Source organism: Micromonospora sp. NPDC049240, from assembly GCF_040647835.1.
In the GTDB taxonomy this organism is placed as follows: Bacteria; Actinomycetota; Actinomycetes; order Mycobacteriales; family Micromonosporaceae; genus Micromonospora.
Genome location: NZ_JBEZCX010000008.1, coordinates 114,136 through 137,188, shown reverse-complemented (window position 1 = coordinate 137,188; position 23,053 = coordinate 114,136). Strand labels below are relative to the sequence as shown.

At 72.8% G+C, this 23,053-nt stretch carries 21 protein-coding genes; 17 read left to right on the top strand and 4 right to left on the bottom strand.

Translation table 11 applies throughout. The annotated features are described in order from the left end of the window. The first annotated feature begins 252 nt into the window (after positions 1-252). From AB0B02_RS14165 to AB0B02_RS14140, 6 genes are all read left to right on the top strand, one after another. Positions 253-1,014 carry an ABC transporter ATP-binding protein gene (locus AB0B02_RS14165; protein ID WP_281939634.1) on the top strand — a complete coding sequence of 254 codons (762 nt, stop codon included), beginning with the start codon at positions 253-255 and terminating at the stop codon, positions 1,012-1,014. Further along, the gene (locus AB0B02_RS14160; protein ID WP_107161231.1) at positions 1,001-1,693 is read left to right on the top strand and encodes an ABC transporter ATP-binding protein; all 693 of its coding nucleotides are present in this window, start codon (positions 1,001-1,003) and stop codon (positions 1,691-1,693) included. Before AB0B02_RS14165 ends, AB0B02_RS14160 begins: the two co-directional genes overlap by 14 nt. 45 nt (positions 1,694-1,738) lie before the next feature. Beyond that, a complete protein-coding gene (locus tag AB0B02_RS14155; protein WP_281939638.1) occupies positions 1,739-2,995 on the top strand; it encodes an ABC transporter substrate-binding protein in 1,257 nt (418 codons plus the stop codon). A gap of 1 nt (position 2,996) precedes the next feature. Then, entirely contained in the window at positions 2,997-3,878 is an 882-nt protein-coding gene (locus tag AB0B02_RS14150) for a branched-chain amino acid ABC transporter permease (RefSeq protein WP_281939640.1), read from the top strand. Beyond that, complete coding sequence (locus AB0B02_RS14145; RefSeq protein WP_357300400.1) at positions 3,875-4,888, top strand: branched-chain amino acid ABC transporter permease; 1,014 nt, start codon at positions 3,875-3,877, stop codon at positions 4,886-4,888. The genes AB0B02_RS14150 and AB0B02_RS14145 overlap by 4 nt, the downstream gene beginning before the upstream one ends. A 75-nt stretch (positions 4,889-4,963) precedes the next feature. Further along, positions 4,964-5,605: a transcriptional regulator gene (locus AB0B02_RS14140; protein WP_357300398.1), complete on the top strand. Its 642-nt coding sequence runs from the start codon at positions 4,964-4,966 to the stop codon at positions 5,603-5,605. 68 nt (positions 5,606-5,673) lie between these two features. On the opposite strand, the gene AB0B02_RS14135 is transcribed toward AB0B02_RS14140, so the two are convergent. Beyond that, positions 5,674-6,231, bottom strand: coding sequence for a TetR/AcrR family transcriptional regulator (locus tag AB0B02_RS14135; protein ID WP_281939645.1), 558 nt, complete (start codon positions 6,229-6,231; stop codon positions 5,674-5,676). Between the two features lie 55 nt (positions 6,232-6,286). Here AB0B02_RS14135 and AB0B02_RS14130 point away from each other — a divergent pair, with 55 nt between their 5' ends. The 3 genes from AB0B02_RS14130 to AB0B02_RS14120 all read left to right on the top strand — a co-directional run bounded on the left by AB0B02_RS14130 (position 6,287) and on the right by AB0B02_RS14120 (position 9,701). Next, a complete protein-coding gene (locus AB0B02_RS14130; RefSeq protein WP_281939646.1) occupies positions 6,287-7,348 on the top strand; it encodes an FAD-dependent monooxygenase in 1,062 nt (353 codons plus the stop codon). 167 nt (positions 7,349-7,515) lie between these two features. Beyond that, positions 7,516-9,081, top strand: a complete 1,566-nt coding sequence (locus tag AB0B02_RS14125; protein WP_281939648.1) for an MFS transporter — start codon at positions 7,516-7,518, stop codon at positions 9,079-9,081. A gap of 11 nt (positions 9,082-9,092) precedes the next feature. Continuing rightward, complete coding sequence (locus AB0B02_RS14120) at positions 9,093-9,701, top strand: TetR/AcrR family transcriptional regulator (protein ID WP_281939650.1); 609 nt, start codon at positions 9,093-9,095, stop codon at positions 9,699-9,701. Positions 9,702-9,767: 66 nt separating this feature from the next. On the opposite strand, the gene AB0B02_RS14115 is transcribed toward AB0B02_RS14120, so the two are convergent. Together AB0B02_RS14115 and AB0B02_RS14110 are read right to left on the bottom strand one after the other, a co-directional pair. Next, complete coding sequence (locus AB0B02_RS14115) at positions 9,768-11,687, bottom strand: helix-turn-helix domain-containing protein (RefSeq protein WP_357300394.1); 1,920 nt, start codon at positions 11,685-11,687, stop codon at positions 9,768-9,770. A gap of 14 nt (positions 11,688-11,701) precedes the next feature. Beyond that, positions 11,702-12,484, bottom strand: a complete 783-nt coding sequence (locus AB0B02_RS14110) for a 3-hydroxybutyrate dehydrogenase (protein WP_357300392.1) — start codon at positions 12,482-12,484, stop codon at positions 11,702-11,704. A gap of 184 nt (positions 12,485-12,668) precedes the next feature. Between AB0B02_RS14110 and ruvC the strand changes: the two genes are divergently transcribed. The 8 genes from ruvC (at position 12,669) to AB0B02_RS14070 (ending at position 22,078) form a co-directional block, all read left to right on the top strand. After that, complete coding sequence (ruvC, locus tag AB0B02_RS14105; protein ID WP_357300390.1) at positions 12,669-13,199, top strand: crossover junction endodeoxyribonuclease RuvC; 531 nt, start codon at positions 12,669-12,671, stop codon at positions 13,197-13,199. After that, positions 13,196-13,798 carry a Holliday junction branch migration protein RuvA gene (gene ruvA, locus AB0B02_RS14100; RefSeq protein ID WP_357300388.1) on the top strand — a complete coding sequence of 201 codons (603 nt, stop codon included), beginning with the start codon at positions 13,196-13,198 and terminating at the stop codon, positions 13,796-13,798. Before ruvC ends, ruvA begins: the two co-directional genes overlap by 4 nt. Before the next feature lie 34 nt (positions 13,799-13,832). Then, positions 13,833-14,897, top strand: coding sequence for a Holliday junction branch migration DNA helicase RuvB (ruvB, locus tag AB0B02_RS14095; protein ID WP_281939657.1), 1,065 nt, complete (start codon positions 13,833-13,835; stop codon positions 14,895-14,897). Positions 14,898-15,035: 138 nt separating this feature from the next. Continuing rightward, positions 15,036-15,380 carry a preprotein translocase subunit YajC gene (gene yajC, locus AB0B02_RS14090; protein WP_278106464.1) on the top strand — a complete coding sequence of 115 codons (345 nt, stop codon included), beginning with the start codon at positions 15,036-15,038 and terminating at the stop codon, positions 15,378-15,380. Between the two features lie 224 nt (positions 15,381-15,604). After that, entirely contained in the window at positions 15,605-17,521 is a 1,917-nt protein-coding gene (secD, locus tag AB0B02_RS14085) for a protein translocase subunit SecD (protein WP_357300384.1), read from the top strand. A gap of 1 nt (position 17,522) precedes the next feature. Continuing rightward, a complete protein-coding gene (secF, locus tag AB0B02_RS14080) occupies positions 17,523-18,710 on the top strand; it encodes a protein translocase subunit SecF (protein WP_281939662.1) in 1,188 nt (395 codons plus the stop codon). A 97-nt stretch (positions 18,711-18,807) separates the two neighbouring features. After that, entirely contained in the window at positions 18,808-19,374 is a 567-nt protein-coding gene (locus AB0B02_RS14075) for an adenine phosphoribosyltransferase (protein ID WP_107161313.1), read from the top strand. 256 nt (positions 19,375-19,630) lie between these two features. After that, complete coding sequence (locus AB0B02_RS14070; RefSeq protein WP_281942609.1) at positions 19,631-22,078, top strand: bifunctional (p)ppGpp synthetase/guanosine-3',5'-bis(diphosphate) 3'-pyrophosphohydrolase; 2,448 nt, start codon at positions 19,631-19,633, stop codon at positions 22,076-22,078. A 60-nt stretch (positions 22,079-22,138) separates the two neighbouring features. Here AB0B02_RS14070 and AB0B02_RS14065 read toward each other — a convergent pair whose 3' ends face one another. Further along, positions 22,139-22,975 carry a peptidylprolyl isomerase gene (locus AB0B02_RS14065; protein ID WP_281939664.1) on the bottom strand — a complete coding sequence of 279 codons (837 nt, stop codon included), beginning with the start codon at positions 22,973-22,975 and terminating at the stop codon, positions 22,139-22,141. Positions 22,976-23,053: the final 78 nt, after the last annotated feature.

Sequence of the window (23,053 nt, the reverse complement as noted above, 5' to 3'; positions counted from 1 at the left end):
TCGCCGGGCCGGGTCCGCTACCCGGTCGCGGGAGCCGGCCCGGTCACGGTGCCGGGACACATGTCGACGGCCGCCGATGGGGCGGGAGCGCCCGGCGCCTGTGGAGGTCCACACCGTGCCGGGCGGGGGGAATGTGTGGCGCATCGACATGGTTCGACCCGTTCGACGCCCCGTAGGTTTCCTGCACGCGACGGCCCTGTGACCCCGGTCACCGACCCGGCTGTGGCGGACGGACCTGCGGAGGGTGAGGCGATGGCCGGGCAAGCGATCCTGTCGGCCCGTGGGCTGACCCGGGACTTCCGGGGTTTCCGGGCCGTCGATCGCGTCGACCTGGACGTGGCGGCGGGCACCGTGCACGCCCTGGTGGGCCCGAACGGCGCCGGCAAGACCACGCTGTTCAACCTGCTCACCGGCTTCCTGCCGCCCAGTGGTGGCCGGATCGAGCTGGACGGCCGGGACGTCACCGGGCTGCCCCCGGAGCGGGTGGCGCGGCTCGGCGTGGCCCGGTCGTTCCAGATCACCAGCCTCTTCCCGCAGCTCGGCGCGCGCGAGCACGTCGAGTTGGCGCTCCAGTCGCCCAGCGGGCTGGGCTGGCGGTTCTGGCGGTCGGCGAAGTTGATGCGCCGCTACCGGGACCGGGCCGACGAACTGCTGGCCATGGTCGGTCTCGCCGACCTCGCCGAGGCCCCGGCCGAGGCGCTCGCGTACGGGCGCAAGCGGGCCCTGGAGCTGGCCATCGCGCTCGCCCTCGACCCGAAGGTGCTGCTGCTCGACGAGCCGACCGCCGGGATGGGCCTGGAGGACGTCGACCGCACCGTCGAGCTGATCGCCACCGTCCGCACCGGACGGACCGTGGTCATGGTCGAGCACAACATGAGCGTGGTGGGCCGGCTCGCCGACACGGTCACCGTCCTCCAGGCCGGCACCGTGCTGGTCGAGGGGCCGTACGAGCAGGTCCGCGCCGACGAGCGGGTCATCACCGCCTACCTGGGAGCCAGCGATGCTGCGCATTGAGAACCTGTCCGCCTGGTACGGCGAGGCCCAGGTGCTGCGCGAGGTGAGCCTGGAGGTGGCCGCCGGCGAGGTGGTCACGCTTGTCGGACGCAACGGCGCCGGCAAGTCCACCCTGCTGCGGTCCGTGATGGGGCTGCACCCCGGCCAGCGTGGCACGGTGCACCTCGACGGGCGGGACATCTCCCGGCTGCCGGCGTACAAGCGGGCGCGGGCCGGGCTCGGCTGGGTCCCCGACGACCGGGGCGCGTACGCCACGCTCACGGTCACCGAGAACCTGACGCTGCCGCCCCGGGTCGGCCCGGACCCGTGGCCGCTGGCGCGGGTGTACGAGGCGTTCCCCGCGCTGCACGCCCGGCGCGACTCGGCCGCGACCATGCTCTCCGGCGGCGAGCAGCAGATGCTCGCGCTGGCCCGGGTGCTGCGCATGGGCGCCCGGCTGCTGCTCTGCGACGAGCCCACCGAGGGGCTGTCGCCGTTGCTCGTGCAGCAGGTCGGCGACCTGCTGCGGGAGGCCAAGCGGCACGGCGTGACCGTGCTGCTGGTGGAACAGAACCTGCACTTCGCCACCGGCGTCGCCGACCGGCACTACCTGCTGGCCGAGGGCCGGATCGCGGAGGCGATGGAGAACACGGAGGTGCGCTCGCGGGAACGCGAGCTGCTGGCGTACCTCGGGATCTGACAAGTCGACGGCCGAACCCGCGCGGACCGCGCGGCGACGAAGGGGATGACCATGCGTAGGAGCGTGGGTGTGGCCGCCGCCTCGGCGGCGGCGCTGCTGGTGGCCGGCTGCGGCGGCGGTGGCCCGCAGTCCGGCGGTGACTCGAAGCTGACCGGCGACAAGATCGTGCTGGGCGTGCTCAACGACCAGTCGGGGGCCTACTCGGAGCTGTCCGGGCGGAACTCGGTCAAGGCCGTGGAGATGGCCATCGCCGACTTCAAGGCCAAGCACGGCGACGACGCGGTCACGAAGAACATCAGCGTGGAGACCGCCGACCACCAGAACAAGCCGGACGTGGCCAACAGCAAGGCCCAGGAGATGGTCGACCGCAAGGGCGTCGACGCGATCCTGGACGTGCCGACCTCGTCGGCCGCGCTGAAGGTAGCCGACGTGGCCAAGGAGAAGAAGAAGCTCTACTTCAACATCGGCGCGGCGACCACGGACCTGACCGGCAAGAGCTGCAACAAGTACACGTTCCACTACGCGTACGACACCTACATGCTGGCGCACGGCACCGGCACGGTGACCACCGAGCAGGTCGGCAAGAACTGGTACATCCTCTACCCGAACTACGCGTTCGGACAGGACATGGAGAAGAGCTTCACGGCCGCCATCGGCGCGGCCGGCGGGCAGGTCGTGGGTAAGGACGGCGCGCCGTTCCCGAACACCAGCGGCGACTACTCGTCGTTCCTGCTCAAGGCGCCGACGCTGAACCCGAAGCCGCAGGTGCTCGGCACCATGCAGGCCGGCGCGGAGCTGGTCAACGTGGTCAAGCAGTACAACGAGTTCAAGCTGCGGGAGAAGGGCGTCGGGCTGGCCGTCGGCCTGATGTTCATCACCGACATCCACTCGCTCACCCCGGCCGCGCTGGCCGGCACCACCTACACCGACGCCTGGTACTGGAACTTCGACAAGCAGAACCGGGAGTGGGCGGACCGGTTCCAGTCCGAGACCGGCACCCGGCCGTCGTTCGCGCACGCGGCCAACTACTCCGCCGCCATGCAGTACCTGGAGGCGGTGCAGGCCGCCGGCACCGACGACGCCGACGCCGTGGTCAAGGAGCTGGAGGGCAAGGAGATCAACGACCTGTTCCTGCGCAACGGCAAGATCCGCGCGGAGGACCACCGGGTCGTGCACGACGCCTACCTGGCGCAGGTGAAGCCGCAGGCCGAGGTCAAGGAACCGTGGGACTACGTGAAGATCCTCAAGACCATCCCGGCGGCCGAGGCGTTCCGCACCCCGTCGGCCGACTGCAAGCTCTGACATGTCCGGCTTCCTGCAGAACACGTTCAACGGGCTGGTGGGCGGGGCGTTCTACGCCCTGCTCGCCCTCGGGCTCGCGGTCATCTTCGGCATGCTCCGGGTGGTGAACTTCGCCCACGGCGCGTTCTACATGCTCGGCGCGTTCGGGGCGTACGTGCTGCTGGCCGAGGCGGGCGTGCCGTTCTGGGCCGCGTTGGTGATCATGCCGCTGGCGCTGGGCCTGCTCGGCATGGCGCTGGAACGGGCGGTGATCCACCGGCTCACCCGGCTCGACCCGCTCTACAACTTCCTGCTCACCTTCGGCCTGACGCTGATCCTGCAGGACCTGGTCAAGTCCCGGTACGGCGTGCAGTCCAGCCCGTACGCCACGCCCGCCGAGCTGAGCGGGACCGTCGACTTCGGGCTCTTCGACTTCCCGACGTACCGGGTGTTCATCCTCGGCTTCACCGTGCTGCTCTGCGTAGCGGTCTGGTGGGTGCTCGGGCGGACCCGGATCGGCATGGTGGTCCGGGCCGCCACCGAGCGGCCGGAGCTGACCCGGGCGTTCGGCATCGACGTGGGGAGATGGGTCACCCCGGTCTTCGGCTTCGGCATCGCGCTCGCCGGGCTGGCCGGGGTGCTCGCCGCCCCGATGCGGGCGGTCAACCCGCTGATGGGCGCCGACCTGATCATCGTGGTCTTCGCGGTGGTGGTGATCGGCGGGCTCGGCTCGATCTTCGGCTCGGTCGCCGCCGGCTTCGGCATCGGCCTGATCCAGGCGTGGGGCGAGGCGTACCTGTCCGACTACCCGCTCGTGTCGCAGACCGTCGTGTTCGTGGTGATGGCCGCCGTGCTGCTGTGGCGCCCGGCCGGCCTGTTCGGCCGAGAGGAGGCTCCCGCGTGACCAGCACTGTCGACACCAGCCCCGTGGAGAAACCGGCCCCACGGTCCGGCCTGCTCGCCGTCGCGCGGGCACCCGGCTGGGCCCGGTACGCGCTGCTGGCCGCCGGCCTGCTGGTGGCGCTCTGGCTGCCCAACGGGCTCTACCCGGCGGTCGCGGTGGACATCCTGTGCTGGGCGCTGTTCGCCGTCTCGGTGGACCTGCTGCTCGGCTTCACCGGGCTGATGTCGTTCGGGCACGCCGCGTTCTGGGGCACCTCGGCGTACGTCACCGGGCTGGTCGCGATCCACGCCGGCCTGCCGTTCCCGGCCGCGGTGCTGGCCGGGGCGCTGGCCGCGGCGCTGCTCGCGCTGCCGATCGGCTACCTGGCGGTGAAGCGCACCGGGATCTACTTCGCGATGGTCACGCTGGCGTTCGCGCAGATGGTCTACTACGTGGCCAACGAGTGGCGCTCGGTGACCCAGGGCGAGAACGGCCTCCAGGGCGTGCCGCGCGCGTTCTTCGGCGCCGACCTCACCGACGACTACTACTTCTACTACGCGATCCTGCCGATCGTGCTCCTCGGGCTGCTCGCGGCGTGGCGGATCGTGCACTCGCCGTTCGGCCGGGTGCTGGTCGGCATCCGGGACAACCCGGCGCGGGCCCGCGCGCTGGGCTACCCGGTGCACCGCTACAAGCTGACCGCGTTCGTGCTCTCCGGGTTCCTCGCCGGGCTCGGCGGCGGGCTGTTCGCCGTCGGTCACCGGTTCGTCTCGCTGGACGTGCTGCACTGGACCACGTCCGGCAAGGCGGTCATCGTGGTGGTGCTCGGCGGCATCGGCACGCTGTGGGGCGGCGTGCTCGGCGCGGCGCTGGTGGTCCGGCTGGAGGACTGGTTGTCGTTCTCCGGGTTCGAGGCCATCGGGCTGGTCACCGGCGGCATCTTCGTGCTGGTCGTGCTGCTGTTCCGGCGCGGCGTCTGGGGCACTGTCGCGCACCTGGCCCGGCGTCGGGGAGCCGCCCGGCGCGAATGAACCTCCCGGTGGCGCATCCGGATCGGGCCGCCCGGACGAACCCCCAGGTAGAAGAGCTACCCGGGGGTACGTCCGTTGCTGACCGAGAACATGCCGGCCGGGGCCGCCGAGTCGGCCCGTAAACGGCTCACCACCGCCGCCGAGGACCTGGACGACAACCAGGTCGCCGGGCTGGTGCTCGACCTCGCCGCCGAGGTCGGGGTCGCGCCCTTCTGGGAGCAGGTCTGCCTGCCGCTGCTGGGCGCGCTGCGCGGGCACAGCGCCGCCGAGATCGCGGTCGAGCACGCCCTGTCCGAGGGCGTGCGGGTCGGGCTGGACGTGTTCCGCCGGGAACCGACCCGACCGCTGCCGGTCGAGGGGGTGCTGCTCGCCGGCGCCGAGCACGAGACGCACTGCCTGGGGCTGCACGCCCTGGCGGCGGCGCTGCGTGAGCGCGGTCGGGGCTGCCTGCATCTCGGCCCGGCCCTGCCCTGGTCCGCGCTGGCCAGCGCCGTGGCCCGGGTCCGGCCCCGGGTGGTGGTGGTCTGGTCGCAGACCCCGGTGACCGGTCGGGCGTACCGCCTGGTCCGGCTCCGGCGGGACGTCCCGGACGTCCGTCTGCTCGCCGCCGGGCCGGGCTGGATCGAGCCGTTCCCGCCCGGCCCCACCGCCCCCCACCGCCTGACCAGCCTCGCCGAGGCCACCGCCGCCTGCCTGGAAGGCGGGGCCCCCGCTTAACGCCTCCGGTAGAGATGGGCGCCCCGCTTGGCGGGCGCATCGTCGGTGGGTGCGCCGTCGGCGGGCGCTCAGCCGGCGCGGAAGCCGTGCAGCAGGGCGGCCACCGCCGACTCCGGATCGAACGCCTCCTCGGGGGCGGCGAGCTGGTTGCCGAGGAGCCCGTCGACGAGCGCGAGCAGGCTCCGGAAATGGGTCGGCGGATCGGTGGAGCCGAGCGCGGCGACCAGCGGCACCCCCCACTCGGCCAGCCGTGCCCGCCCGGCCTCGATGGCGGGACGCAGTTCGGGCCGCACGGCCGCCTCCACGAACAGCGCGTACCGGGCCAGCGTGACCACCCGCTCCTCCTCGGTGAACCGGCGGATCAGCCGGCCGAGCACGCGGGTGAAGCCGGCGAGGTCCCCGGGCGGCAGATCGACGGCGAGCCGCTGCCAGGCCAGCGTCTCCACCTCGACCAGCCGGGCGAAGACGCCGTCGACGAGCGCCTCCCGGGTGCGGAACCGGTTGGACGCGGAGCCCTCGGGCAGGCCCGCCTCGGCGTCCACGGCCCGGTGGGTGAGCTGTCGCGGACCCCGGGTGCCGAGCACCCGGATGGCGGCGTCGAGCAGGAGCTGCCGGCGATCGGTCACCGGGCCAGACTACAGACGTAGTGAAAGCGACTACATCTGTAGTACGGTGGCCGGCATGGCGGGTCGGGCGGTGGTGGTCGGTGGCGGCATCGGGGGGCTGGCGGCGGGCATCGGGTTGCACGGCGCCGGCTGGGAGGTCACGGTCCTGGAGCGGTCCGCCGGGCTGCCGGCCACCGGGACCGGCCTCGGCATCTGGCCCACCGCGATGCGCGCGTTGGACACGCTCGGCGTGGGCGACGAGGTGCGTCGGCGGGCCCGCCGGCAGGCCGGCGGATCGATCCGGCGACCGGACGGACGCCGGATCGCCACCATCGACGTCGACCGGCTGGAACGCCGCCACGGCGAGCCGGTCCACCTCATCACCCGGCCGGCGCTGCTCGCGGTGCTGGCCGGCGCGCTGCCCGGACCGGCGCTGCGGTTCGCCGCGCCGGTCGTCGACCCGGGCGCGCTCGTCGACGCGTACGACCTGGTGGTCGGCGCGGACGGGATCAACAGCGTGGTCCGCGTCGCGCTGCACGGGCAGCGCTGTCCGCTGCGCTACGCCGGCGCGGTGGCCTGGCGCGGGGTGGTCGACGTGGAACTGTCCGAGGGGGGTGAGACCTGGGGGCGGGGCCGCCGGTTCGGCCTCACGCCGATCGGCGACGGGCGGACCAACTGGTACGCCTCGGTGCGCCTCCCGCAAGGGCATCCCGCGCCGGTGGACGACGTCGCCGAGTTGCGCCGCCTCTTCGGGGACTGGCATCCGCCGGTGCGCCGGGTGCTGGACGCCCTCACCCCGGCCGGCGTGCTGCGGCACGAGATCCGCGACCTGACGCCGCTGCCGTCCTACGTGGCCGGCCGGGTGGCGCTGCTCGGCGACGCCGCGCACGCCATGACCCCCGACCTCGGGCAGGGCGCCTGTCAGGCGCTGATCGACGCGGTCGCGTTGGCCGACTGCGTCCGCGATGCCGACGACCTGCCGGCGGCACTGCGGGCGTACGACAGGCGCCGCCGCCGGCCCACCCAGCGGATCGCGGCCGGCGCGCGGTGGGCGGGGCGGCTCGCCCAGGCCGGGCGGCTGCTGCCGGTGCGGGACGCGGTGCTCCGGCTGGCGCTGGCCGCTGGCCCACCGGCCTGAGGTCCCGGTGCGGGCCCGCGCACGGGGGTGGGCCCGCACCGGCGTGACCTGGCACACATTCGATACGGACCTGTTCCGTATCGAAACTCGCTCACCTACGCTCGGCAGCGTTACGAGTCTGCCCCGTATCGTATTCGGACGCGGGTGAGCCGGGGGGGAGAACCCAGATGGAAGCGCACGAGAACACCGGACACCCGAGGAGGTGGGCGATCCTGGGCGTGCTGGTGATCAGCCTGCTCGTGGTCGTCCTCGACAACACCATCCTCAACGTCGCCCTGCGCACGCTCGCCGACCCGGTGCACGGTCTCGGCGCCAGCCAGGGCGACCTGGAGTGGGCGATCAACTCCTACACCCTCGTCTTCGCTGGCCTGCTCTTCACGTTCGGTGTGCTCGGCGACCGGTTCGGCCGCCGGCGCTTCCTGATCCTCGGGCTGGTGCTGTTCGGGCTGGCCTCGCTGCTCTCCGCGTACGCGCAGGACCCGGCGCAGCTCATCGGCGCGCGGGCCCTGATGGGCGTCGGCGGCGCCGCCATCATGCCGGTGACGCTCTCGATCATCTCCAACGTCTTCGACCCGCGCGAGCGCGCCCGCGCGATCGGCGTCTGGGCCGGCGCGGTCGGTCTCGCCGTGGCCATCGGCCCGGTGCTCGGCGGCGCCCTGCTGGAGCACTTCTGGTGGGGCTCGGTCTTCCTGATCAACGTGCCGGTGGTGGTGGTCGGCGTGGCGCTGGTGGCGATGCTGGTCCCCGAGTCCCGGGATCCCGCCCCCGGCCGGGTGGACGTGCTCGGCGTGCTGCTCTCCGTGGTCGGCCTGGTCGCCCTCACCTACGGCATCATCGACGGTGGCGAGCACGGCTTCGGCCGGCCGCAGGTCTGGGCCGCGATCGTCGGCGGGCTCGCGGTGCTCGGCTGGTTCGTCGCCCACGAGCTGCGCAGCGACCACCCGTCGCTGGACGTGCGGCTGTTCCGGGTGCCCCGGTTCGCCGCCCCGGTGGCGCTGGTCGGGCTGGTCTTCTTCGCCGCCATGGGCGTGATGTTCTTCGGCGCGTTCTACCTCCAGCTCGTGCGCGGCTACAGCCCGCTGGAGAGCGGCCTGCTCTTCCTGCCCTTCGCGGCCGCCCAGCTGATCTTCGCGCCGCGCAGCGCCGCGATGGTCCGTCGCTACGGCGGCCGGGCGGTCGCCGCGGTCGGGCTGCTGCTGACCACGATCGCGCTCGCCGCGTTCGTGTTCATCGACGCGGACACGCCCATCTGGATCTTCTCGGCGGTGGGCTTCGTGCAGGGCGCCGGAATGGCCAACATCATGCCGCCGGCCACCGAGTCGATCATGTCGGCGCTGCCCCGGGAGAAGGCCGGCGTGGGCTCGGCGGTCAGCAACACGGTCCGCCAGGTGGCCGGCGCGCTCGGCGTGGCGGTGCTCGGCTCGGTGCTCTCCGCGGTCTACCGCGACCAGGTCGGCCCCGCGGTGGCCGCGCTGCCCGCCCCGGTCCGCGACGCGGCCCGGGAGTCGGTCTCCGGCGCGTACGCGGTCGCCGACCGCCTCGGCCCGGCCGCACCGCGACTGATCGACGCCGCCAACGACTCCTTCGTCTCCGCGATGCACTGGGCCGCCGGCATCTCCGCGCTGGTGGCGGCGCTGGGCGTCGTGATCGTGGTGCGGTGGATGCCGGGGCGGGCGGTCGTCGCGCCCACCGCCGCCCCGGCCACCGAGCCGGAGTTGGCCGGGACCGCGTAGGTTCGTGGACAATGTCTGACATGACGTCCACGACGGGTGCTCCGCGATCGCCGGGTCGACCGCGGAGCACCCGCGCCGACGAGGCGATCGTGGAGGCCACCCTCGACCTGCTCGCCGAGGGCAGCACGATCGAGGCGCTCTCCATCGAGGCGATCGCGGCCCGGGCCGGGGTCGGCAAGGCCACCATCTACCGCCGCTGGTCGGGCAAGGAGGCGCTGCTGCTGGACGCGCTGCGCCGGCTCAAGGGCGTCCCGCCGCGCCCCGGCGGGCGTTCCGTCCGGGACGACCTGGTGCTGCTGGTCGGTGCCGTGGGCCAACACACCGACCCCCGGGCCCGCAAGATCATGCCCTGCCTGGTGCCCGAGGTGAGCCGCAGCTCCGCCCACCGGCAGGCCTACGAGGCGATCATCGAGCCCCGGCGGCAGGCCATGCGCGAGGTGCTGCGCCGCGCGACGGACAGCGGTGAGCTGCGCGCCGACCTCGACATCGAGGTGGCCATGGCGCTGCTCACCGCGCCGATGCTCGCCCAGCGCATGCTGCACTGGCACCCCGAGCTGGACGAACGCATCCTGCCCGAGCGGATCGTGGACGCCGTCCTGGACGGCCTGCGCGCCCGCTGACGCCCGGCCCGCGCGCCCGCCGGCCGGGCTACGCGGCGACGTCAGCCGGCCGGGTGCGCGCCGCCGTCAGCCGGCCGGGGTGCGCAGCCGGTGCAGGCGCAGCGCGAGCTGCACCTCCAGCGCCCGCTCCGGCTTCTGCCAGTCGGCGCCGAGCAACTGCCCGACCCGCTCCAGCCGCTGGGTCACGGTGTTGACGTGCACGTGCAACTGCTCGGCCGCCCGGGCCAGGCTGCCGCCCACCCCGAAGTACGCCTCCAGCGTCCGCACCAGCGCGGTGCCCCGCCGGGCGTCGTAGTCGACCACCGGCCCCACGGTGGCGGTGAGGAACCGGGCCACGTCCCGGTCGCCCGCGTCGCCGACCGCCCCGAGCAGCAGCCCGACGAAGCCCAGCTCCGCGGTGCTCGCGCCCTGCCCGGCCCGGCCCAACGCGCCGAGCGCGGTCAGGCAGCGCTCCGCCTCGGCGAACGTCACCGCCAGCGACGCCGGACCGGTCGACGGCCCGCTCGCCCCGGCGGTCACCGGCCGGCCGGTCACCCGGGACAGGTCCCGGGCCACCGCGCGGGCCGCGCCGCCGGCGTCCCGGCCGGGCAGCATCAGCACCACCCGCCCGTCCCGCGCCGCGGCCAGCCCGCCCCGCGTCGAGGCGTACGTGGTGGCCCAGGAGAGCACCCGCTGCCGGGCCGATCCGGTCTCGGCGAATGCGTCGTCACCGACCGCCACCAGCACGTGCGGGGCGTCCAGGTTCACCCCGATCCGGCGGGCCCGGCCGCGCAGCGCGTCGGCGTCCCGCAACGGGCGGGCGATCAGGTCGTCCAGCAGCTCGCCCCGGACCCGCCCCTCCGCCTCGGCCACCGTGCGGCGGAACAGCAGCAGCAGCGCGGTCACCAGGGCGGCCCGCTCCAGGATGCGTTGGTCGGCGTCGACCAGCTCGTCGTCCGGGCGCAGCACCAGCGCGCCCAGGTTCTCGGCGCCGGCCACCACCGCGGCGTACCAGAGCGGGCCCCGGCGTACGCTGCGCCCCTCGGTGCGTGACGCGGCGACCGCCTCCACGATGTCCGCCCGGTCCGGCTCGTCGATCTCGCCGACCCGGGCCAGCCGCCGCCCCTCGGCGTCCAACGCCAGCAGCGCGCCGCCGAGCACCTCGGTCACCGCGGCCGCCACGTCCTCCATCCCGCCGCCGCGCACCACCAGCGCGGTCATCCGGTCGTGCGCGGCGGCGGCCCGCTCCACCGAGCTGCTGTGCGCCCGGATCGTGCCGTTCGCCGCCGACAACTCCGCCAGCGCGGCCCGCGTCTCGGCCAGTAGCCGGGCGGTGTCGATCGCCACCGCGGCGTGCGCCCCCAGCGAGACCAGCAGCGACACCTCCTCCCGGGCGAACGGGCGCGCCGAGCGGTTGGCCGCGTACAGCACGCCGATCACGCTGGAGCCCAGCCGCAGCGGCACCCCCAGGATGGCCACCAGGCCCTCCTCGCCCACCCCGCCGTCGATCTCCCCGGTGTGCCGGAACCGCTCGTCCTCCTGGTAGTTCGAGGTGACGTACGGGGTGCCGGTCTGCGCGACCAGACCGCCCAGCCCGTCGCCCATCTCCAGCCGTAGCCGCTGGAACCGGGCCGAGATCGACCCGTCGGTGACCCGCATGTACGTGTCGCCGCGCTCGTCGTCGTTGAGCGTCATGTACGCCACGTCGGTGCCGAGCAGGATCCGGGCCCGGTGCACGATCGCGCGCAGCACGTCGTCCAGGTCCCGCAGGCCGGCCAGGTCGCTGGCGGTGTCGTACAGGCCGGACAGCTCGGTCTCCCGACGACGCCGACGCTCCAGCAGCGCCCGGACCCGCAGCGCCACCACCTTCGCCTGCTCCAGCTCGGCCAGCCGGTCGGCGGGCAGGCCGGCGGCGCGCGCGGCGACCAGCGGACCCTCGAACTCGACCGCGGCGGCCTCACGGGCCAGCAGCTCCAGGAACTCCACCGGCGACGACATGACCGACATTGTGCGCGGCGCCACTAGTTGGCCGTCCAGCCCCCGTCGAGGGCGATCGAGGCGCCGGTGAGGAACGCGGCCGGCGGCGCGCACAGGTACGCCACCAACTCCGCCACCTCCTCCGGCTCGATCAGCCGCTTGATCGCCGCCCGCGCCAGCATGATCTTCTCGACCACCTCGTCCTCGCCGATGCCGTGACTGGCCGCCTGGTCGGCGATCTGGCTCTCCACCAGCGCGGTCCGCACGTACGCCGGGTTGATGCAGTTGGCCGTCACGCCGTGCGCGGCGCCCTCCAGCGCGACCACCTTGGACAGCCCTTCGAGGGCGTGCTTCGCCGAGACGTACGCCGCCTTGAACGGCGAGGCGCGCAGCCCGTGCACCGAGGAGATGTTGACGATCCGGCCCCAGCCGTTCGCGTACATCCGGGGCAGCGCCCGGCGGATCAACAGGAACGGCGCCTCGACCATCACCCGCTGGATGTACTCGAACCGCTCGACCGGGAACTCCTGCACCGGCGCGACGTGCTGCAGGCCGGCGTTGTTCACCACGATGTCGGCGTCCACCTCCAGCCGGCCCACCGCCTCCGGGTCGGCCAGGTCGACGCCCTCGGCCCGGCCCCCGGCCTCGGCGGCGACCGCCTTGGCCGCCTCCACGTTGCGGTCCAGCACCACGACCGAGGCGCCGGCCGCCGCCAGCCGCAGGGCGCAGGCCCGTCCGATGCCGCTGCCACCACCGGTCACCAGCGCGTTGCGACCGGAGAGGTCGACGTGTACGACGTGGGGGACCGCCACCGGTTCTGCCGTCATGGCGCAAGAAGTTACGAGGCGTGTGGCCCCGGGCACATGGGGCGGCGACACATACTCGACCGCTTCGGTGTGTGGTGCGTTCCGCCCCCTTCCGCCCCCGGCGTGTCCGCCCGTCCGCTGGTCGGACCCGACCAGTAGGGTGTGTCGAACACACGTACTGCTGACGGCTCGGGGAGGAGGCGGCGTGCGCGTGCTGGGCGTCGACCCGGGGCTGACCCGGTGCGGGGTCGGCGTGGTCGAGGGCTTCCCCGGGCGCGCCTGCACGCTTGTCGCCTACTACGTCGTCCACACCGATCCCGAGGACGACCTGCCGCTGCGCCTGCTGCACCTGGACCGGTCGCTCACCGACCTGGTCGCCGAGCACCGGCCGGACGCGGTCGCCGTGGAACGCGTGTTCAGCCAGCACAACGTGCGCACCGTGATGGGCACCGCCCAGGCGAGCGGCATCGCGGTGCTCGCCGGCGCGCGCGCCGGGCTGCCGGTGACGACGTACACCCCGAGCGAGGTGAAGGCGGCGGTGACCGGTTCCGGTCAGGCCGACAAGAAGCAGATGACCACCATGGTCACCCGCCTGCTGCGGCTGGCCGAGCCGCCGAAACCGGCCGACGCCGCCGACGCGCTGGCGCTGGCCATCTGTCACGTCTGGCGGGGCGGCACCCGGTCCAAGCTGGCCGCAGCCGCCGACCAGGCCCGACGAGGAGGGGTGCGACGATGATCGCGAGTGTGCGCGGCACCGTGACCGCGACCGGACCGGATCACGCGGTGGTGGAGGTGGGCGGCATCGGCCTGGCCGTGCAGTGCGCCCCCGGCACGCTCGCCGACCTGCGGGTCGGCCAGCCGGCCCGGCTGGCCACCAGCCTGGTGGTCCGGGAGGACTCGCTCACCCTCTACGGCTTCGCCGACGACGACGCCAAGCAGTTGTTCGAGCTGCTCCAGACCGCCAGCGGGGTCGGCCCGCGGCTGGCGCAGGCGGTGCTCGCCGTGCACACCCCGGACGCGGTCCGCAAGGCCATCGCCAACGCCGACACCGCGGCGCTGACCCGGGTGCCGGGGATCGGCAAGAAGGGCGCCGAGCGGCTCGTGCTGGAGCTGCGCGACCGGATCGGCCCGGTGGCGATCGGCCCGGACGGCGCGGCCGGGGTGACCGCCGGCGCCTGGCCGGAGCAGGTGCGTCAGGCACTGGTCGGGCTCGGCTGGTCGGCGGCCCAGGCCGAGCAGGCGGTCGCCGCGGTCGCGGAGACCGTCGACGGTGCGACCCCGCCGGTGCCGGTCCTGCTCAAGCAGGCCATCCGCCTGCTGGGCCGCACCCGATGAGGTCGGTCGGCCGGCCGTCGGGGGGAGCGCGCGGATGAGCAACGAGAACCTGGTCTCGGCGTACGTCAGCGACGCGGAGCTGGACGCGGAGGCCAGCGTCCGGCCGAAGCGGCTCGCCGAGTTCATCGCCCAGGACCGGGTCCGCGACCAGCTCGACCTGCTGTTGCAGGGCGCGATGCGGCGCGGTTCCCCGCCGGACCACATCCTGCTCTCCGGCCCGCCCGGGCTCGGGAAGACCAGCCTGGCCAACATCGTGGCGGCCGAACTGGGCGCCGGCATCCGGGTGACAAGCGGTCCGGCGATCGAGCGGTCCGGTGACCTGGCCGCGATCCTGACCAGCCTCGCCGAGGGCGACGTGCTGTTCATCGACGAGATCCACCGGATCGCCAAGCCGGCCGAGGAGCTGCTCTACAGCGCCATGGAGGACTTCCGGGTCGACGTGGTGGTGGGCAAGGGGCCCGGCGCGACCGCCATCCCGCTGGACGTGGAGCCGTTCACGCTGGTCGGCGCCACCACCCGGTCGGGCCTGCTGACCGGCCCGATGCGCGACCGGTTCGGCTTCGTCGCGCACCTGGACTTCTACTCCCCGGCCGACCTCAAGACGCTGTTGCACCGGTCCGCCCGGATCCTCGGCGTGCCGATCACGCCGGAGGGCGCGGCGGAGATCGCCGGCCGGTCCCGGGGCACGCCGCGGATCGCCAACCGGCTGCTGCGCCGGGTCCGGGACTACGCCGAGGTCCGCGCCGACGGCGTGGTCACGGTGGAGACCGCCCGGTCCGCGCTGACCGTCTACGACGTGGACGCGCTCGGCCTGGACCGGCTCGACCGGGCGGTGCTCAAGGCGCTGGTGGACTCGTTCCGGGGCGGCCCGGTCGGGGTCTCCACCCTCGCGGTGGCGGTGGGGGAGCAGCCGGACACGGTCGAGGAGGTCTGCGAGCCGTTCCTGGTGCGGGCCGGGCTGCTGGCCCGGACGCCCCGGGGCCGGGTGGCGACCGAGGCCGCCTGGCGGCACCTGGGGCGCAACCCCCCGAATGGTACATTTGGCATGGAAGCCCCTCCGGGGCCCGATCTGTTCTCGACGCAGACCGATCGGCCGTGATCCTAACGTGATCTGTGCCGCATTCGGTCTTCTCAGGAGCAGGGACTAGACTTCGCCGCGGTCTGTACAGGACGTGAGAATCCGCCTCCGCTGCGGTGCCCCCCGGGGCCGGCGGGGGCCAACCGGAAGGTCGACACCGTGCTTTACGCAGCAGCGAGTGGCGGGGGAGCCGGCGGTCTGACGCCGATCCTCATGATCGCTCTGCTCTTCGTCGTCATGTACTTCATGATGATCCGTCCGCAGCAGAAGCGCCGCCGGGAGGCGGAGCAGATGCAGTCCGCTCTCGCCCCGGGCGACGAGGTGGTCACCATCGGCGGCCTGCACGGCACGGTCACCGTGGTCGAGGACGAGACGGTCCTGCTCGAGGTCGCCCCCGGCGTGCAGACCCGGTACGCGCGTCCCGCGGTGGCCCGGGTGGTCAAGCGGGCCGAGGCGCCCGAGGCCGAGACCATCAGCGAGGAAGCCGAGTCGGTCAAGGAGTGACCGGTCGCCCCGGACGGGGCAGCGGAACCAACCCCACAAGTGGATAGTTGGGTCGGCGTCCGTCGTCGGCACGCGGCCGGACCCGCGCGACGCCCCCGCGTCGTGCCCGGGTCCGCGTGCCGGTCGCCGGTGCCGGCCAGCCGGAGCAGTCGGGCGGACACCCCCGGCCCGACAGTTGTCGCCGCCGTGGAAGCGGCGCGACCGTACAGGGAGACAGGACAGCCGTGGCACCACCTCAGGGACAGATGCGCCCCGGACGGCAACTCGCCGTGCTCGGGTTCATCTTCGTCGTCCTCTATCTTTTGGTGTTCTTCTCGGGTGGCGCCAGCGGTGGCTGGAAGGACCGGCTGGAGCCCCGGCTCGGCCTGGACCTCATCGGCGGCACCCGGCTGACGCTCGAGGCCACCAACACGGTGGACGGCAAGCCGCCGACCGCCGAGAACCTCGAAGAGGCGCGCCAGATCATCGAGAGCCGGGTCAACGCCTACGGCGTGGCCGAGGCGGAGGTGGTCACCGAGGGCAACCGGAACATCGTCATCTCCCTGCCCGGCGAGAACCGTGACCTGACCGACGTGGGCAGCGCCGCCGAGCTGCGTTTCCGCAAGGTGCTCAAGGCCACCGACGGCAGCGGCGCGGCCGCCGCCCCGGCGCCGAGCCCCAGCGCCTCGGCGGCCCCGTCCGGCAGCGCCAAGCCCTCGGGCAGCGCCTCGCCGAAGCCGTCCGGCAGCGCGTCGCCGAAGCCGAGCGCCAGCGCCAAGGTCACCGCGTCGCCGAGCGCCGGCGGGCAGGGCGGCATGGCCCTCGCGCCGAGCGCCAGCGCCACGCCGACGCCGTCGGCCCCGGCGAGCGCCGCGCCGAGTCCGAGCGCCAGCGCCGCGCCGGTGCCGCAGAGCATCGAGCAGCAGCGCAAGGCCGTCGAGCAGAAGGTGGGCGCGGCCGCCTGGGCCGCCGCCTCCGGGCTCCAGGCCCCGGCCGATCCGGCGCAGGCCGCCGCGTTCAAGCCGTTCGGCACGCTCTCCCCGCAGGAGATCGCGGTGCTCCCGGTCGAGATGCAGTTCAACGTCCCGACCATCACCTGTGCCCAGCTCGACAAGCGGCCGGCCGGCTCGATCAACGACCCGAAGCAGAAGGCGGTGGCGTGCGAGTCCGGCGCCAAGTACCTGCTCGACGTGGCCAAGGTGGAGGGCACCGACGTCAAGAACGCCTCCGCCCAGCTCGACCAGACCAGTGCCTGGGTGGTCAGCCTCACCTTCAAGGGTGACGGTCAGGAGAAGTGGACCGCGCTGACCCGCGAGGCGTTCAACAACGAGGGCCAGGCCTGCGACCAGACCGCGCTCGGCCAGGACGGCAAGTGCCGGGTCGCCGTGGTGCTGGACAACGAGATCGTCTCCTCGCCGGAGATCCAGGGCGTGCTCACCGGCGACTCGCAGATCACCGGCAGCTTCGACAACAAGTCGGCGAACGCGCTGGCCAGCCAGCTCCGCTACGGCGCGCTGCCGGTCACGTTCGAGCCGCAGGAGAGCCAGAACGTCACCGCGACGCTCGGTGACAGCCACCTGCGGGCCGGCCTGCTGGCCGCCGGCATCGGCATGCTGCTGGTCATCATCTACTCGTTCTTCTACTACCGGCTGCTGGGCTCGGTCATCTTCCTCAGCCTGGTGCTCTCCGCGCTGCTGGTCTTCGGCGCGCTGGTGGTGCTGGGTCGGTCGATCGGCTTCACGCTCACGCTCGCCGGCATCGCCGGCATGATCGTCTCACTAGGTGTGGCGGCGGACTCGTTCGTCATCTACTTCGAACGCCTCAAGGACGAGATCCGCGAGGGCCGCAGCCCGCGTAGCGCGGTGCCCCGCGCCTGGATCCGGGCCCGCCGGACGATCATCTCGGCGAACGCCATCACGCTGATGTCGGCCGTGGTGCTCTACATCGTGTCGGTCGGCGCGGTGAAGGGCTTCGCCTTCGCGCTCGGCCTGGCGACCGTGCTCGACCTGGTCGTCGTGTTCCTCTTCCGTCACCCGATCATGACGATGTTCGCCCGCACCCGGGCGTTCCTGTCCCCGCGGGTCAGCGGTCTGGGCCGGGCGCTGCCGGCCCGGTCGGCCGAGCCGGGCACCGCCCGCAACCCGCGCGTCAAGGAGGCCTGAGATGGCTAAGAGTGGTCTGGCCGCCCGGCTCTACCGGGGCGAGGCCGATCTCAACATCGTCGGCAAGCGCAAGCTGTGGTTCGGCGTGGCCGGCGCGCTGGTGCTGATCGCGGTGCTGAGCTTCGCGATCAACGGGTTCAAGCTCGGCATCGAGTTCGCCGGCGGCAACTCGTTCCAGGTGCCGGCCAGCGTCGGCACGCTCGACCAGGCCGAGCGCACCATCGACGACGTGCTGGCCAAGGAGGCCCCCGGCGTCGAGGTGGTCACCGCGCAGAAGGTCGGCGGGGCCGGCGGCGAGACCTACGAGATGCGTACCGGGCAGCTCAGCCAGGAGCAGGCCAACGCGGCCAAGACCGCGATGGCGCAGGAGTTCGGCATCCCGGCCGACCAGATCAGCGGCAGCCAGGTCTCCGAGGCCTGGGGCAGCCAGGTCACCTCCCGCGCGTTCCTCGGCCTGCTGATCTTCCTCGCCGTGGTGTCGATCTACCTGGTGCTGCGCTTCGAGTGGCGGATGGCGGTCGCCGCGATCATCTCGCTGCTCACCAACCTGGTCCTCACCTCCGGCATCTACTCGCTTGTCGGCTTCGAGGTCACCCCGTCGACGATCATCGGCTTCCTCACCATCCTGGGCTTCGCGCTCTACGACGTGGTGGTGGTCTTCGACAAGGTGCAGGAGAACACGCGGGGCATCACCGCCAACAACAACCTCACCTACGGCGAGGCGTCGAACCTGGCGCTCAACCAGAGCCTCATGCGTTCGCTGAACACGTCGGTGGTGGCGCTGCTCCCCGTCGGCGGCCTGCTGTTCATCGGCGCCGGCCTGCTCGGCGCCGGCACCCTGAAGGACCTGGGTCTGGTGCTCTTCGTCGGTATGGCGGTGGCGTTCCTGACCTCGATCCTGCTGGCCACCCCGCTGCTGGTGCTGCTGAAGAACCAGGACCCGCGGATCAGCGCGCACAACAAGCGGGTGCTCTCCCGCCGGGCGGCCATCGCCCGCGGAGAGGTCACGCCGAAGGGCGCCCCGCGTCCCGCGTCGACCGGTGACCAGCCGATCGAGGCGGACGCGGCGCTGGCCGGCGCCGCCCCCAAGGTCGGCTCCCGGCCGACCGGCAAGCGCCCCAGCGGCGCCCGGGGCGGTCGGCCCAGCGGCGGCGGGGGCAACCGGCCGGGCGGCGCGAAGCGCCGCTGACCGCAGGACCCGAGAAGATCGACCGGACGGCGTCCGTCATGCTGTTACCACGGCATGACGGACGCCGTCGTCGTTTCGAGAGGACATGGGACGCATCGTGACGGAGACGCACACCACCGGCGTACGGGGAGACAGCGGTCCCGAGGCTGCCCGGCTGGTCGCCAGCCGGCTGCTGGACGTGCCGGACTTCCCCAAGCCGGGGGTCATGTTCAAGGATCTGATGCCGCTCTTCGCCGACGGTGTGGCGTTCCGTGAGGTGATCGACCGGATCATCGCGTACCACGGTCCGGAGTCCTTCGACGTGGTCGCCGGCATCGAGGCGCGCGGGTTCGTGCTGGCCGCCGCCGTCGCGTACGCCACCGGCGTCGGCGTGGTGCCGGTACGCAAGGCCGGCAAGCTGCCCCGCGCCACCCACTCCGCCTCGTACGCGCTGGAGTACGGCGAGGCGACGCTGGAGGTGCACCAGGACGCGTTCACCGCCGGGCACCGGGTGCTGGTGCTGGACGACGTGCTGGCCACCGGCGGCACCGCCGAGGCCACGCTCGACCTGGTGGAGCGGGCCGGCGGCACGGTCGCCGGCTTCACCGTCCTGCTGGAGTTGGGCTTCCTCCAGGGGCGGGAGCGCCTCGCTCCGCGCCCGGTCCATGCCCTGCTGACCGTTTGACGCTGCTCGTCCCGCGCAGCCCGCCGGCACCGACCGTCCGGGGGAGCGGCGGTGTGCCCTGCCTACGGGTAGCATTGCCCTTTGCCTGACCGGGCGGGCGACCAGTCCGCAGGCGGCGGAGCCGCCGGGGCCGAGCCCCGGTGACCGGCGTGGAACAACACCGGCCCCCGGGTCGGTTGGATCAGACGTCGGCCGGACGGCCGGCGCATCCCGGCGAACGGTGAGGAGGCCGGTGTCCCACGATGTCGTCCCTCCGGTGGAGGGCACGGTGCACCCGACAGGCGACGCGGACGGCTCGGTGACCGAGCGCGACGGCAACCCACCGGCCGGGGCGATCGACGCCACCGACGGCACGCCGGACGCACCGGCCGACGGCGGTGGGGTCGTGGTGCCGTTCCCGACCGACGGCCCCGATGACCCCGGGTCCGGCGGCGGCTTCGCGCTGTCCAACGCGCCGACCGGCCGGCGGGTCCGCGCCCGGCTGGCCCGGTTCAACGCGCCCTGGCAGACCTCCCAGGTCAGCGAGGTGCTGGAGCCGCTGATCGCCAGCCACCGGGACGCCCATCCCAAGGCCGACGCCAAGCTGCTGCAACGCGCCTTCGACACCGCCGCCCGGTGGCACTCGGGGCAGTACCGCAAGTCCGGCGACCCGTACATCACGCACCCGCTCGCGGTGGCGACGATCCTCGGCAACCTGGGCATGGACACCACGACGCTGGTGGCGGCGCTGCTGCACGACACGATCGAGGACACCGAGTACACCCTCGATGCGATGCGCGCCGACTTCGGCGGCGAGGTCGCGCTGCTCGTCGACGGCGTCACCAAGCTCGACAAGGTCAAGCTGGGCGACGCGGCCAAGGCGGAGACGATCCGCAAGATGGTCGTGGCGATGGCCAAGGACCCGCGGGTCCTGGTGATCAAGCTGGCCGACCGGCTGCACAACATGCGGACGCTGACCTTCCTGCCCCGCCCCAAGCAGGAGCAGAAGGCCAAGGAGACGCTGGAGATCCTCGCCCCGCTGGCGCACCGCCTCGGTATGAACACCATCAAGTGGGAGCTGGAGGACCTGGCCTTCGGGACGCTGTTCCCGAAGCGGTTCGAGGAGATCAACCGGCTGATCGGGGAGCACCAGCCGCAGCGCGAGACACTGCTGCGTCAGGTGACCCAGAAGGTCGGCACCGACCTGAAGGCCGCCAAGATCAAGGCGGAGACCACCGGCCGGCCGAAGCACCTCTACTCGATCTACCAGAAAATGATCGTGCGGGGGCGCGACTTCAACGACATCTACGACCTGGTGGGTGTGCGGATCCTGGTCGACACGGTGCGCGACTGCTACGCGGCGCTGGGCGTCATCCACGCCAACTGGCAGCCGGTGCCGGGCCGGTTCAAGGACTACATCGCCATGCCCAAGTTCAACATGTACCAGTCGTTGCACACGACTGTCATCGGGCCCACCGGCAAGCCGGTGGAGATGCAGATCCGCACCTACGCGATGCACCGCACGGCCGAGTTCGGCATCGCCGCGCACTGGAAGTACAAGGAGCACAAGGGCACCCAGGTGGTCGGCCCGCCGGCGCACATCGACGAGATGACCTGGCTGCGGCAGCTCCTGGACTGGCAACGGGAGGCGGCCGACCCCAGCGAGTTCCTGGACGCGCTGCGGTTCGACCTGTCCAGCCAGGAGGTGTACGTCTTCACGCCGAAGGGCGACGTCATCCCGCTGCCCACCGGGTCGACGCCTGTCGACTTCGCGTACGCGGTGCACACCGAGGTCGGGCACAAGTGCATCGGCGCGCGGGTCAACGGCAAGCTGGTGCCGCTGGAGTCGACGCTCTCCAACGGCGACGTGATCGAGATCTTCACGTCGAAGTCCGACACGGCCGGCCCGACGCAGGACTGGCTCGGCTTCGTCAAGAGCCCGCGCGCCCGCACGAAGATCCGCCAGTACTTCAACAAGGAGCGGCGCGAGGAGGCGATCGAGGCCGGCAAGGACTCGATCGTCAAGGCGATGCGCAAGCAGGGCATGCCGTTGCAGCGGATGCTCACCTCGGACGCGCTGATGGCGATCGCCCGGGACCTGCACCTCGCGGACGTGGCCTCGCTCTACGCGGCGGTCGGCGACAGTCAGGTCTCCGCGCAGTCGGTGGTGCAGAAGCTGATGGCGTCCTACGGCGGCGAGGAGGGCGCGGCGGAGGACATCGCCGAGACCGCCGTCGCCACCCGGCCGCCGCGCAGCCGGCAGAGCAGCGCCGACCCGGGCGTGGTGGTGCGCGGCGTCAGCGACGTCTGGATCAAGCTGGCCCGCTGCTGCACGCCGGTGCCGCCGGACTCGGTCTTCGGTTTCGTCACCCGCTCCGGCGGGGTCAGCGTGCACCGCGACGACTGTGCCAACGCCGAGGACCTGCGGGCCCAGCCCGAGCGGGTGGTCGAGGTGAGCTGGAAGCTCACCTCGGCGTCCACGTTCCTGGTCGCCATCCAGGTGGAGGCGCTGGACCGGCACAAGCTGCTCGCCGACGTCACCCGGGTGCTCTCCGAGGAGCGGGTGAACATCCTCTCCGCGACGGTCACCACCACCCGGGACCGGGTGGCGGTCAGCCGGTTCAGCTTCGAGATGGCCGACCCGAAGCACCTCGGGCACCTGCTGGCCGCGGTGCGCAAGGTCGACGGCGTGTTCGACGCGTACCGGGTCACGTCCGGGGCCTGAGCAGGCACGTACGAGAAACGCCCGCCGGTCGAGCCGGCGGGCGTTTTGTCGGTGACGCGGTCAGCCCTGGATGTCGCTCAGGCTCACCTTGGTCATGACGATCTCCTTCTTCGGGTGACCGCCGCCGGCCTGCTTCGCGAACGCGCCGTCGTCACCGGCCGCGGCGACCTGCTTCACCACGTCCATGCCGCCGGTGATGGTGCCCAGCACCGTGTAGTTCGGGTCGAGCGGCGAGTCGCCGTACACGATGAAGAACTGGCTGCCGGTGCTGCCCGGCTGGCCGGAGTTGGCCATCGCGATGACGCCCTCCGGGTACGGCGGGCGCTTGTTGGTGGGCAGGTTCTCCTCGGCCAGGTTGTAGCTCGGCCCGCCGGTGCCGTCGGTGTCCCGCCAGCCCTTCCCGGTCGCGCTCGGGTCGCCGCACTGGAGCACCTTGATGCCCTCGGTGACCAGGCGGTGGCACTTGGTGTTGTCGAAGAAGCCCTTGCTGGCCAGGTGCGTGAAGCTGCCGGCGGTGCAGGGCACCAGGCTCCGGTCCAGCGTCGCGGTGATCGGCCCCAGGTTGGTGTCGATCGTCATCGTCTGGGTGCCCTTGTTGGCCTGCTGCGTCGGCGGCATCCCGACGTCCTTGATCTGCGCCGGCCGGCCCTCCTTGGGCACCTCGTTGTAGGTGCACTGGGCGAAGCCGGCCGCGGTGCCGGCCTGCTCCTTGTCGTCGTCGTCGCCGAGCGACGTGGCCAGCCAGACGGTGCCGGCCACCACGAGCACCAGCACGGCCGCGGCGCCGGCGATCGCCTGCGTCTGCCGGCGCTTGCGGGCCTTGCCGGTCCGCTCGGCCATCTCCCGCTCGAGCCGGGCCCGCGCCGCCGCTCGCTGGCGGTCTCTGGTGGACGTCACGGTCACTCCTCACCTGCTGTGCATCGGGGGACGGCGTCGCGCGCCGTCGAGTCAGGGTGGGTCGGGGCCGACCCGGGA